This window comes from Pseudomonas sp. yb_2, from assembly GCF_043103905.1.
Taxonomy (GTDB): Bacteria; Pseudomonadota; Gammaproteobacteria; order Pseudomonadales; family Pseudomonadaceae; genus Aquipseudomonas; species Aquipseudomonas alloputida.
Window position 1 is genome coordinate 97,414 of the sequence record NZ_JBICKH010000025.1, and the last position, 11,824, is coordinate 109,237.

General features: G+C 63.2%; 10 protein-coding genes and 1 pseudogene. 5 read left to right on the forward strand and 6 right to left on the reverse strand.

The window, feature by feature from the left end; genetic code table 11:
- Positions 1-4 precede the first annotated feature (4 nt).
- Positions 5-1,507, forward strand: coding sequence for an exopolyphosphatase (gene ppx, locus ACF8FB_RS05695; RefSeq protein WP_010955738.1), 1,503 nt, complete (start codon positions 5-7; stop codon positions 1,505-1,507).
- On the opposite strand, the gene ppk1 is transcribed toward ppx, so the two are convergent.
- Positions 1,494-3,737 (reverse strand): polyphosphate kinase 1, encoded by a 2,244-nt coding sequence (gene ppk1 / locus ACF8FB_RS05700; RefSeq protein WP_049588332.1) that lies wholly within the window; start codon positions 3,735-3,737, stop codon positions 1,494-1,496. The genes ppx and ppk1 overlap by 14 nt on opposite strands.
- Before the next feature lie 213 nt (positions 3,738-3,950).
- On the opposite strand from ppk1, the gene ACF8FB_RS05705 reads away from it, so the two are divergent.
- Entirely contained in the window at positions 3,951-4,595 is a 645-nt protein-coding gene (locus ACF8FB_RS05705) for a DedA family protein (RefSeq protein WP_010955740.1), read from the forward strand.
- Between the two features lie 501 nt (positions 4,596-5,096).
- Here the strand turns inward: ACF8FB_RS05705 and ACF8FB_RS05710 are convergent.
- Positions 5,097-5,723, reverse strand: a pseudogene (locus tag ACF8FB_RS05710) (sterol desaturase family protein); the annotation flags it as partial.
- A 112-nt stretch (positions 5,724-5,835) separates the two neighbouring features.
- Here ACF8FB_RS05710 and elbB point away from each other — a divergent pair.
- Complete coding sequence (gene elbB / locus ACF8FB_RS05715) at positions 5,836-6,495, forward strand: isoprenoid biosynthesis glyoxalase ElbB (RefSeq protein ID WP_392509908.1); 660 nt, start codon at positions 5,836-5,838, stop codon at positions 6,493-6,495.
- Between the two features lie 203 nt (positions 6,496-6,698).
- On the opposite strand, the gene ACF8FB_RS05720 is transcribed toward elbB, so the two are convergent.
- Positions 6,699-7,151 carry a YaiI/YqxD family protein gene (locus tag ACF8FB_RS05720; protein WP_014592810.1) on the reverse strand — a complete coding sequence of 151 codons (453 nt, stop codon included), beginning with the start codon at positions 7,149-7,151 and terminating at the stop codon, positions 6,699-6,701.
- A gap of 166 nt (positions 7,152-7,317) precedes the next feature.
- Between ACF8FB_RS05720 and ACF8FB_RS05725 the strand changes: the two genes are divergently transcribed.
- Positions 7,318-10,173: a class I adenylate cyclase gene (locus ACF8FB_RS05725; RefSeq protein WP_104962781.1), complete on the forward strand. Its 2,856-nt coding sequence runs from the start codon at positions 7,318-7,320 to the stop codon at positions 10,171-10,173.
- A 69-nt stretch (positions 10,174-10,242) separates the two neighbouring features.
- On the opposite strand, the gene rnk is transcribed toward ACF8FB_RS05725, so the two are convergent.
- The 3 genes from rnk to cyaY form a co-directional block, all read right to left on the reverse strand.
- Positions 10,243-10,653, reverse strand: a complete 411-nt coding sequence (gene rnk / locus ACF8FB_RS05730; RefSeq protein ID WP_003253652.1) for a nucleoside diphosphate kinase regulator — start codon at positions 10,651-10,653, stop codon at positions 10,243-10,245.
- A 146-nt stretch (positions 10,654-10,799) separates the two neighbouring features.
- Positions 10,800-11,024: a DUF1289 domain-containing protein gene (locus tag ACF8FB_RS05735; protein ID WP_003253651.1), complete on the reverse strand. Its 225-nt coding sequence runs from the start codon at positions 11,022-11,024 to the stop codon at positions 10,800-10,802.
- A 1-nt stretch (position 11,025) separates the two neighbouring features.
- The gene (cyaY, locus tag ACF8FB_RS05740) at positions 11,026-11,358 is read right to left on the reverse strand and encodes an iron donor protein CyaY (RefSeq protein ID WP_004575827.1); all 333 of its coding nucleotides are present in this window, start codon (positions 11,356-11,358) and stop codon (positions 11,026-11,028) included.
- A 239-nt stretch (positions 11,359-11,597) separates the two neighbouring features.
- Here cyaY and ACF8FB_RS05745 point away from each other — a divergent pair, with 239 nt between their 5' ends.
- A complete protein-coding gene (locus tag ACF8FB_RS05745) occupies positions 11,598-11,816 on the forward strand; it encodes a lipoprotein (RefSeq protein ID WP_010955745.1) in 219 nt (72 codons plus the stop codon).
- The last annotated feature ends 8 nt before the right edge of the window (positions 11,817-11,824 follow it).

Genomic DNA, 11,824 nt, shown 5'->3' on the forward strand with positions numbered 1-11,824 from the left:
AATCATGCCGCATACCATCGCGAAGAACCTGTCCCTGATCGCCGCCATCGACCTTGGCTCCAACAGTTTTCACATGGTCGTGGCCAAGGCCCACCATACCGAAATCCGTATCCTTGAGCGGCTCGGCGAGAAGGTTCAACTGGCCGCCGGCATCGACGAAGAGCGCATGCTCAGTGAAGAGGCAATGGAAAGGGGCCTGGATTGCCTCAAGCGCTTTTCCCAGCTGATCAACGGCATGCCGGCAGGCGCCGTGCGTATCGTCGGTACCAACGCCTTGCGCGAAGCGCGCAACCGTAACGAATTCATCCAGCGCGCCGAAGCCATCCTCGGCCACCCGGTGGAGGTCATCTCTGGCCGTGAAGAGGCGCGCCTGATCTACCTGGGCGTGTCGCACACCCTGGCCGACACACCCGGCAAGCGCCTGGTGGCCGACATCGGCGGCGGCAGTACCGAATTCATCATTGGCCAGCGCTTCGAGCCGCTGCTGCGCGAAAGCCTGCAGATGGGTTGCGTGAGCTTTACCCAGCGCTATTTCCGCGACGGCAAGATCACCCCGGCCCGCTATGCCCAGGCCTACACTGCCGCACGCCTGGAACTGATGAGCATCGAAAATGCCCTGCACCGCCTGACCTGGGATGAGGCTATCGGCTCATCCGGCACCATTCGCGCCATCGGCGCGGCCATCAAGGCCGGCGGCCTGGGCAATGGCGAGGTCAACGCCGAAGGCCTGGCCTGGGTCAAACGCAAGCTGTTCAAGCTGGGCGAAGTCGACAAGATCGACTTCGACGGCGTCAAACCAGACCGCCGCGCTATCTTCCCGGCGGGCTTGGCGATTCTCGAAGCGATCTTCGATGCCCTTGAACTGAACCGCATGGACCACTGCGACGGCGCCCTGCGCGAAGGTGTGCTGTTCGATCTGCTTGGCCGCCACCACCACGAAGACGTGCGCGAACGCACCCTGAACTCGCTGATGGAGCGCTATCACGTGGACCAGGGCCAGGCTGCGCGCGTCGAGCGCAAGGCGTTGCACGCATTCGACCAGGTGGCCGACGCTTGGAACCTGAAAGACGGAAACTGGCGCGATCTACTGGGCTGGGCCGCGAAAGTGCACGAAATCGGGCTGGACATTGCCCATTATCACTACCACAAGCACGGCGCCTATCTGATCGAGCACTCGGACCTGGCAGGCTTTTCCCGGGAAGATCAGCAGATGATGGCCCTGCTGGTACGCGGCCACCGCCGCAACATCCCCAAGGACCGTTACGCCGAACTGGGTGATGAAGGGGTCAAGCTGCTGCGCCTGTGCGTATTGCTGCGCTTTGCCATCCTGTTCCACCACATCCGCGGCACCCAGCAGATGCCAACGGTAGAACTGCACGGCGGGGACAACAGCCTGGATGTAGCCTTCCCTGAAGGTTGGCTGCAGCAGAACCAGCTGACCCAGGCCGACTTCGCCAACGAGGCGGAGTGGCTGGCCCGGGTCGGCTTCGTCCTCAGCGTACGTTGAGGACCGGGTTGCTCAGGCGCTCCAGCAGGGTCGCCTGAACGCTGCGCGGGTTCTGGTTGCCGGTCGGGGTGCTGCGCACGTAGCGCCCGTCTGGCTGCAAGGTCCAGGCGTGGGTATTGTCGGTCAGGTAGCCTTCCAGCTCCTTCTTCACCCGCAGCAACAGTTTCTTGCCTTCCACCGGGAAGCAGGTCTCGACACGCTTGTCGAGGTTGCGCTCCATCCAGTCGGCGCTGGACAGGTAGATCTGCTCTTCGCCGCCATTGAGGAAGTAGAACACCCGCGTGTGCTCGAGGAAGCGGCCAATGATCGAGCGCACCTGGATGTTGTGCGAAACCCCCGGAATGCCCGGGCGCAGGCAGCACATGCCACGCACCACCAAGTCGATTTTCACGCCCGACTGGCTGGCCTTGTACAGCGCCTTGATGACTTTGGCGTCGGTCAGCGAGTTGAACTTGGCGATGATGTGCGCCGGTTTGCCTTCGAGGGCAAACTGGGTTTCCCGCGCGATCATGTCGAGCATGCCCTTTTTAAGGGTGAACGGCGCATGCAGCAGCTTCTTCATGCGCAGGGTCTTGCCCATGCCGATCAGCTGGCTGAACAGCTTGCCGACGTCTTCGGTGAGCGCATCGTCAGAAGTCAGCAGGCTGTAGTCGGTGTACAGGCGGGCGTTGCCGGCGTGGTAGTTGCCGGTGCCCAGATGCGCGTAACGCACGATCTCGCCCTGCTCGCGGCGCAGAATCAGCATCATCTTGGCGTGGGTCTTGAAGCCAACCACACCGTAGATCACTACCGCACCAGCCGCTTGCAGGCGGCTGGCCATCTGCAGGTTGGACTCTTCGTCAAAACGCGCACGCAACTCGATCACCGCAGTGACCTCCTTGCCGTTACGCGCCGCATCCACCAGGGCGTCGACGATTTCCGAGTTAGCCCCCGAGCGGTACAGGGTCTGGCGCACGGCGAGCACGTGCGGGTCCTTGGCGGCCTGGCGCAGCAGGTCGACCACTGGCGTGAAGGACTCGAACGGGTGCATCAGCAGGATGTCCTGCTTGCTGATCACACTGAAAATGTTGTCAGCGTTCGCCAGCAGCTTGGGGATCGCCGGGGTGAACGGTGTGTATTGCAGTTCCGGGTGGCTGTCCAGGCCGGTGATGCTGAACAGGCGGGTGAGGTTGACCGGGCCATTGACCTGGTACAGCTCGCTTTCGCTGAGGCTGAACTGCTTCAACAGGTAGTCCGACAGGTGTTTCGGGCAGGTGTCGGCCACTTCCAGGCGCACGGCGTCACCGTAGCGGCGCGAGAACAGCTCGCCGCGCAGCGCGCGGGCCAGGTCGTCGACCTCTTCAGAGTCCAGCGCCAGGTCGGCGTTGCGCGTCAGACGGAACTGGTAGCAGCCCTTCACCTTCATGCCCTGGAACAGGTCGTCGGCATGCGCGTGGATCATCGACGACAGGAACACGTAGTTTGCGCCCGGGCCGCCCACCTCTTCCGGCACGCGAATAACCCGCGGCAACAGGCGTGGTGCCGGGATGATCGCCAGGCCCGAGTCGCGACCGAAGGCGTCCACCCCCTCGAGCTCGACTATGAAGTTGAGGCTCTTGTTCACCAGCAGCGGGAACGGGTGAGTCGGGTCGAGGCCAATCGGGGTAATGATCGGGGCAATTTCGTCGCGGAAGTAGCGGCGTACCCAGGTCTTGAGCTTGGGTGTCCAGTAGCGGCGGCGGATGAAGCGGATCTGGTGCTTTTCCAGCTCAGGCAGCAGCACGTCGTTGAGGATCGCGTACTGGCGCTCTACCTCGATGTGCACCAGTTCGCTGATACGCGCCAGCGCCTGGTGCGGCTGCAGGCCATCGGCGCCGGCCTGTTCACGGGCGAAGTTGATCTGCTTCTTCAGGCCGGCGACGCGAATCTCAAAGAACTCGTCGAGGTTGCTGGAGAAGATCAACAGGAACTTGAGGCGTTCCAGCAGCGGGTAGTTCTCGTCCAGTGCCTGCTCCAGCACCCGGATATTGAACTGCAGTTGCGAGAGTTCGCGATGAATGTACAGGCTGCTGTCGTCCAGGCCAGGGACGGCGATGGTCGGGGACGGCGCGGGCACCGGAGCCACAGCCTCGACCACCTGTTCCGCTACAGGCTCGGCCACCGGAGGCAGGTCTGGCGGGGTCTGCAGCATCTCTTCTGGGAGCTCCTGAGCATCCTTGATCGCGACAGGGCTTAGCACTTCATTATTCATCTGGCGTTCCTGAGGACGTTAACGCCCTATCATCTATTGAGCGGCAAGATAAGCGCTCATTATGACGCCCGTGTTACACACATGGGCAAGCCGTGGCAAGTGGCTTGTGGCATTGTCTGCGCTGGAAATGTTCACGTCGAGACACATTTGGACACTTTCACGAACGCGCGCGAAGGGGTAGGCTGCGCGTTCATTTCGCCAGCACCTCAGAAAATGCTTCAACAATTCCTGCAGGATTTCGGCTACTTCGCCCTTTTTCTAGGCACCTTCTTTGAAGGCGAGACCATTCTGGTGCTTGCGGGATTCCTTGCGTTCCGCGGTTACATGGATATCAATCTGGTATGCCTGGTGGCCTTCTTCGGCAGCTACGCGGGCGACCAGTTGTGGTACTTCATGGGCCGACGCCACGGGCGCAGGATCCTGGCGCGCAAGCCGCGCTGGCAGGCAATGGGTGACCGGGCGCTGGACCACATCCGCCGCCACCCCGATATCTGGGTGCTGAGCTTCCGCTTTGTCTATGGTTTACGCACGGTCATGCCGGTGGCCATCGGCCTGTCGGGTTACCCGCCACGCCGTTACCTGCTGTTGAACGGTATTGGCGCGGGCGTCTGGGCAGTGGCCCTGGGCGCCGCCGCCTACCACTTCGGCGCCATCCTCGAAGGCTTGCTGGGCAACGTCAAGCGTTACGAGCTATGGGTGCTTGGCGGCCTGGTGGCGCTGGGCGGCCTGCTGTGGCTGCGCCGGCGCTTCCGTACTCTGCGCGCGGAGCGCAGGGCGGCGAGCCAGGCCCAGCCCCCAGAGGCTGAGCAGGCTGTAAGCCACGAGCAGAAGCCAGGTCAGCGGCACGACCACCGCTAAGCCCAAGGCGCCGGCCAGGTACAATGCCGGCGCATTCAGACACAACCGCGCCAGCTCCAGGCGTGCAGACCAGGGCCGGTTCTCCAGCAACGCGCCCAGCACGAACAGACCAAACGCCATCAGTGACCAGCCGAGCACCAGCGCGGCGGCCGGCACGCGGTCGGCCACGTCCATCAGGTAGCTGCCCAAGGCCACATAAACCACGAACTGCGCCGCCACATAGGCTTGCTGCCCGCGCCCCAGGGCAATCTCGAACTTGCGAAACAGCGCCAAGTCCTGTTTGGCCTGTGGGTAGCGTGCGGCCACATCGGCCGGGCGCCAGCCGGTAGGCATGAACCAGATACGCAGCTTGTCCCACAGGCTGGTGGTGCGCCGGGCGTCGTGCCAGAGCTGGGCATAGAACTGCAGGTTGGCCCATAGCGGGTTCCAGCTGGCCAGCGGCGTGGTCACCCCAAACACCACCGGCTCGGCCGGGTCCTCCTCCTTGAACGTGCCGAACAGACGGTCCCAGAGAATGAACACACCACCGTAATTGCGATCCAAGTAAGCAGGGTTTTGCGCATGGTGGACGCGATGATTGGACGGCGTGATCAACACCCACTCCAGCCAGCCAAGCTTGGGAATATGCCGGGTATGCACCCAGAACTGATACAGCAGGTTGAGCGAGGCCACGGTAATGAGCACCAGTGGCGGCACGCCCAGCAGCGCCAGCGGCAGGTAGAACAGCCACGAGAAGATGAACCCGCTACTGGTCTGGCGCAGTGCCGTGGTGAGGTTGTACTCCTCGCTCTGGTGATGCACCGAGTGCGCAGCCCACAGCACGTTGCGCTCATGCCCCAGGCGGTGCAGCCAGTAGTAACAGAAGTCGTACAGGACAAAGGCCAGCAACCAGACCCACCCTGCCTGCGCCGGCAATTGCAGCAGCGCCAGGTGCTCGAAGGCCAGAGCATAGGTGACCAGCCCTACGCCTTTGGTCAGCAGGCCGGTACTGGTCGACAGTGCGCCGGTACTCAGGCTGTTGATCGAGTCGGCCAGGGTGAAATTGTGCTGGCCGCGCACGCGGTCGGCGACCAGCTCAACGGCTATCAGCACAAAAAAGAACGGCACGGCCAGCAGTATCAGGTCCATGGGCGCGACCTCAGGTGTTATCCACCAAGATTAGGCCGCCCCCGCAGGAATCCCTATGGCGACATCTGCCAAACTAGAGGACATTTAGCGCCTCGACACTGGAGTAATGAGCATGACAAAAAAAGTAGCGGTGATTCTTTCCGGCTGTGGCGTGTATGACGGCGCCGAAATCCACGAAAGCGTGATCACGCTGCTGCGCCTCGACCAGCGCGGTGCGCAGGTGCAGTGCTTCGCGCCGAACATCGCACAGATGCATGTAATCAACCATCTGACCGGCAAAGAAATGCCCGAATCGCGCAATGTACTGGTGGAGTCGGCGCGCATCGCCCGCGGCGAGGTCAAGGATATCCGTGAGGCCAAGGCCGAAGACTTCGATGCGCTGATCGTGCCGGGCGGTTTCGGGGTCGCTAAAAACCTGTCCAACTTTGCCGTGGAAGGCGCCAACTGCAGCGTGAACCCAGACGTGCTGGCCTTGGCCGAAGCCTTTGCCGACGCCTGCAAACCCGTTGGCCTGATCTGCATCTCGCCGGCGCTGGCGGCGAAGATTTACGGGCCGGGCGTGGTCTGCACCATCGGGCGCGATGCCGGCACTGCGGCGGCTGTCGAAAAGATGGGCGGCACCCATGAAGAATGCGATGTACACGACATTGTCGAAGACACCCAGCGCAAGCTCGTGACTACCCCGGCGTACATGGAGGCCAAGTCGATCAGCGAGGCGGCGGGCGGGATCTACAAGCTGGTGGACCGAGTGCTGGAGCTGACGCACGAGTAACTTACTGCGTTGGCTTCTTCGCGGGCATGCCCGCTCCCACAGGTCCAGCGCAGGCTTCAAGGCCACGCGGTACCTGTGGGGCAACTGCGCGATAGCCTGTGGGGCAACTGCGCGATCGCTTGTAGGAGCGGGTTTACCCGCGAACACCGGCAGAGCCGGTGCCATCCACCGCGCCAGCCTGGGCTGTCGCCTACAGGAATCTGTCAGCCTTTCGAGAGCCGGGCAATGATCCGGTCCAGTGCATTGGCAAACGCCTGTTTCTCACGTTCGCCATAGGCCGCCTGCCCGCCCCCCACCTGGCCCTGCTCACGCAGCTCGGTGAACAGGTTGCGCGCCGCCAGGCGGTCGCCCATGTTGCGCTCGTCGAACTCGCGCCCACGCGGGTCCAGCGCGGCCACGCCCTTTTTCACCAGGCGGTCGGCCAGCGGCACGTCACTGCAGATCACCAGCTCGCCCGGCACGGCGTGCTCCACAATGTAGTCGTCGGCCGCATCCATGCCGCTGGGCACCACGATCAGGCGCACGATCGCGAACGCCGGCTTGGCCACCGCCTGCCCCGCCACCATCACCACCTCGAACTTGCGCTTGAGGGCGAACTTGACGATCAGATCCTTGGCCGCCTTGGGGCAGGCGTCGGCATCGATCCATACACGCATTGGACACTCTCTACATGAACTCAATGCGCCCATCATGCCTGAAGCGCAGCGAAAGCTGGAGCAGGCCAGCGCTGGAAAAATGGCGCCAAAAATTCAATTACCGCTTATCCGACCCCGCCACTCAGGCTAAACTCGCCACAGCTTCAATGGCCTGCCCGAGCGCGCAATGAACCACCCTCACGAAATCCGCCCTGACCTGGACGAAGGCATCGACCGCAAGGTCCTGGCGACATTGCGTGCGCGCTTCCTGCATCTGAACCAGGGCCGACTGCAGCGGGCTAAGGAAGGCCTGTCAACGCGCCAGCAACAGGTACTGTCATTGCTGCCGCTGCTGTTTCACGTGAACCACCCGCTATTGCCGGGTTACGTCTCCGGCAGCACCCCCGCGGGCGTATCGGCTTACGAGCCAAGCGCCGAGCTGGTGGCAGATGCCCAACGCCTGGCACGCTCGTTCACCTACAAGGCCCAGCATGGCAACCCGCCACGCCCGATCCACGGCCTGTTCCTGATGGGCAGCCTGGGCTCGCTGGCGCAGGCCGAGCACAGCGACATGGACCTGTGGGTGTGCCATGCACCCGGCTTGCCCGAACAGCTGCTGGGTGAGCTGCGCCGCAAGTGCCAGCTGCTGGAGGCCTGGGCGGCAAGCCTGGGCGCCGAAGCACACTTTTTCCTGATCGACACACAGGGCTTCGCCCAAGGTCAGCGCGATGGCCAGCTCGGCTCCGACGACTGCGGCACCACCCAGCATTATCTGCTGCTGGACGAGTTCTACCGCACCACCCTGTGGCTGGCCGGGCGCACGCCGCTGTGGTGGCTGGTACCGGTGTACGAGGAGCACAACTATTACAGCTACACCCAGACGTTGCTGTCCAAGCGCTTCATCCGCAGCCAGGAAGCCCTTGACCTCGGCAACCTGGCGCACATTCCGCCCGGCGAGTTCGTCGGCGCTGGCCTGTGGCAATTGTTCAAAGGCATCGACTCGCCCTACAAATCGCTGCTCAAACTGCTGCTGACCGAAGCCTACGCCAGCGAACACCCTGCGGTGCGCTGCCTGAGCCTGGACTACAAGCAGGCAGTGTTTGCCAACCAGCTCGACCTCGACGAGCTGGACCCCTACGTGATGGTCTACCGGCGCATCGAACGTTACCTGCTGCAACGCGGCGAAACCGCGCGCCTGGAGCTGGTAAGACGCAGCCTGTACCTGAAGGTGAACAAGAAGCTCAGCGACCAGGGCCGCAGCCATGGCTGGCAACGTCGGCTGCTGCAGCGCCTGGCCGACGAATGGGGCTGGGACCAGCGCCAGTTGGCCCTGCTGGACAGCCGCAGCCAATGGAAAGTGCAGCAGGTCGCCGTCGAGCGGCGTGAGCTGGTGGCCGAGCTTAACCTCAGTTATCGCTTCCTCAGCCAGTTCGCCCGCACCCAGAACGCCAGCAGCCGCGCCGACCAGCGCGACCTCAATGTGCTGGGCCGGCGCCTGTACGCCGCCTTCGAGCGCCGCGCCGGCAAGGTCGAAGTGATTAACCCCGGCATCGCCCCTGACCTCGCCGAAGACACCCTGACGCTGGTCCAGGCACCCAACCGCAAGGAGCCGGGCAGCTACCACTGGGAGCTGTACAGCGGCAACCTGAGCACCCATGAGGTACAGCACTTCAGCCCGATGAAGCGCTGCCGCGAGCTACTCGAACTGCTGACCTGGGCCCATCGCAACGGGGTGATCGACAGCAGCACCCGCATGGCACTGCATCCAGGGGCCAGCGACCTCGGGGAGTTCGAGCTGTTCAACCTGCTGGGCTGTCTGCGGCAAAGTATCCCCCTGCCCTTGCCGACCGTCAGCGAAGTGCGCCTTTTGCAGCCCAGCGTTGCCGATGAGGTGTTGTTGCTGGTCAACGTCGGCGTCGACCCGCTGCGCCACCACCGCGACCTGAACGTGCTGATGACCACAGAGCGCACCGACGCGTTGAGCTACGCTGGCGTGCGCGAAAACCTGGTGCTGACCCTGGACCAGGTCACCGTCAACAGCTGGAACGAGGTGCTGGTCCAGCGCTATGACGGCGAACACGCGCTGGTGCGCTGCCTGCGCGACTTCCTCAACAGCCCGGCGCAGCGCGGCCACCGGCCACGGGTGCGGGTACGCTGCTTCTGCCAAAGCCGCGCCCAGCCTATCGGCCAGCGCGTAGAGGAAATTTTCGACACTGTGCAGCTGCTGCGGGACCAAGGGCTCCACCACCGCTACCTGCTACAAGTGGCCCAACACACCCATGTGCTGGAGCTTTTGCCCGAGCATGTCAGCCTGACGACCCTGGCCGAGCATGAGGCGCTGCTGGCCTACCTGGGCGAAGAACGCAGTGCCTACAGCCCGCTGTACCTGGATGCCAATGCCCTGCAGGATCACGACCTGCGCCTGGTGCTGGAGCAAGGCCGGCCAGCCTGCATTCAGGTGTTCTACCGTCTGCAGGGCGGCTGGGCCGACGTGTATGTGCTGGATGAATACAACGCATTGTGGCAACAACGCCTGCCGCTGCATGACGAAGCGCATCTGCTGTTGCCACTGCAACGCTTTCTGCGTTCGGTGGTGATGCGCCGCGATGCACGCCTGCCCCTCGATAGCCTGCGGCCCGCCTCGCTGGATATCCACTTCGCGCAGCTGTTGCCCACCGGCCCAGGCAAGGCACGCAGCATCGAGCCGCGCCTGGCCCCGGCCGAGGGCAGCGACCAGCCTTACTATGAGGTACAGGCGATTATCCAGGCCGGTGTGGCGGGTGTGGCGCATGTGACGTTGTACTGCGACCAGCAGGAGTTTTCCGAACTGGAACATGGTGAGCAGCTGTACGCGGTGGTGGCCCGGCAGATCATCGGTCAGCGCCGTGGCGCAGAGCGGTACCGGTGCTATATCACCGACCTGGATTTGTCCGAGCTGCTGGATGACCGGCTGGGGGCAACGCAGGTCTACCTGAGCTACAAGCGGGTGCTGGAGCAGGCTTTGAATGAGGGGCTGGAACAGGTTTTGGCGCAGGGCGCCTGAACTCGCAGCACAAGACTGCTGTGGAACAGCCTTGTGCTGCAAATGGGTCGCGAAGCGGCCCCCTGGCCCTTACAGGTCGTAATCGCCCGCTGCTTCCGGCTGGTACTCCACTTCCAGCAGCTTCAGCTTGAGGGTCTTGCCCCCCGGTGCCGGCCAATCGATCTGCTCGCCCACCGACAGCCCGAGCAAGGCGCAGCCAATCGGCGCCAGGATCGAGACCTTGCCTTCCGGCCCGGCATCCTTGGGGTACACCAGTGTCAGGTGGTAGTCCTTGCCGCTGGCTTCCTCACGGCAGTGCACCCGCGAGTTCATGGTCACCACGCCCGCCGGCACTTCCTCGTGACCGACCACCTGCTCGGCGCGGTCAAGCTCGTCCTGCAGGGCGAGCACACCCGGCGTACTCTCGTCGAGGCTGTCGATCAGACGCTCCAGACGCTGTACGTCCAATCGGGTGAGGATGAGGGAAGGCTTGGTGCTCATGATCCAGTCAGACTCCTTTGAACAGGCAGTTTTCAATGTGCAAATAAAGCAAAACCCCGCCCAAGGGCGGGGTTTGAGAAGGCTTTGGCGTCACCGACGCAGAACCCGACACTACCACAGCCGGGCAAATACTCAAGCCCCTGCGCTCAGTGTGCCTTAGCCTGCTCGCGCAAGACCTGGGCCTCGCGGCAGATCTGCCGGCGCCGTTCGTCATCGGCCGAGCGCCATTCGCGAATGTGCTCGACATGCCGATGGCAACCGGTGCACACCCGTTGTTCGTCCAGCCGGCATACGCTGATGCACGGTGACGGCACTGCAGGGCTGACGTTGCTGTAAAGCGGCTTGGGCGGCCGGGCCTGGGCGCTACTCATGTCAGATTTCGTCGAAGTCCAGCTTCTCGCCGGCCCGCTCCCAGACGATACGCTCGAGCATTTCCCCCAGCAACTCTTCGCTCTTTTCGCACACCCACTTGCCGCTGTCTTCGTCGTAATCGAAGTGGAAACCACCGGAGCGGTCGGCAAGCCACAGCTGGCGCAGTGGCTCCTGACGGCTGAAGATCAGCTGGGCGCCGCCCTCGAACTTGACGGTCAGGACACCGGCGGAGTTCTCCATGTCCAGGTCCAGGCCGCTCTCGTCGAACAGATCTTCCAGGGCCTGTTGGGTCGCGTCGACCAGATCATGGAAACGCGCTTCACTCAAACTCATTGCAGGAACCTCGAAATTGGCTGCGTTACAGGCAAGCCGGGCAAGATACGGGCGCTTGCCGCCGAATGCAAAGGTTTAGCCGTTGCCTTCACCGGCCTCTTCGCGGGCAAGCCCGCTCCTACAGGGGGCTGCGCAGAGGCTAAGCATAGCCCGCCCGGCGGACCGGTCCTTGCATAGGCAAGCCGCCGGTCGCTCGGTATACTCGGGCGCAATACTGCATTTTTCTAAGGATTTCACCCATGAAGCGCCTGATTTCCTCCTTCGCGGCGCTGGTCGCTGTTGCCTGCCTCGTTTCGGCCTGTGGCCAGAAAGGCCCGCTGTATCTGCCTGAAGATGGCGATAACGGCAAAGCGCACACGTCGCACCAGCACCAGCCAAAAGCCAAGCCGGCCCCGGCACAAGAACAGCAGCCCGAGCTGCAGTCCGAGTCCGAGCCCGAGCAGTCGCCAGCGCAGTAAGGAAACCA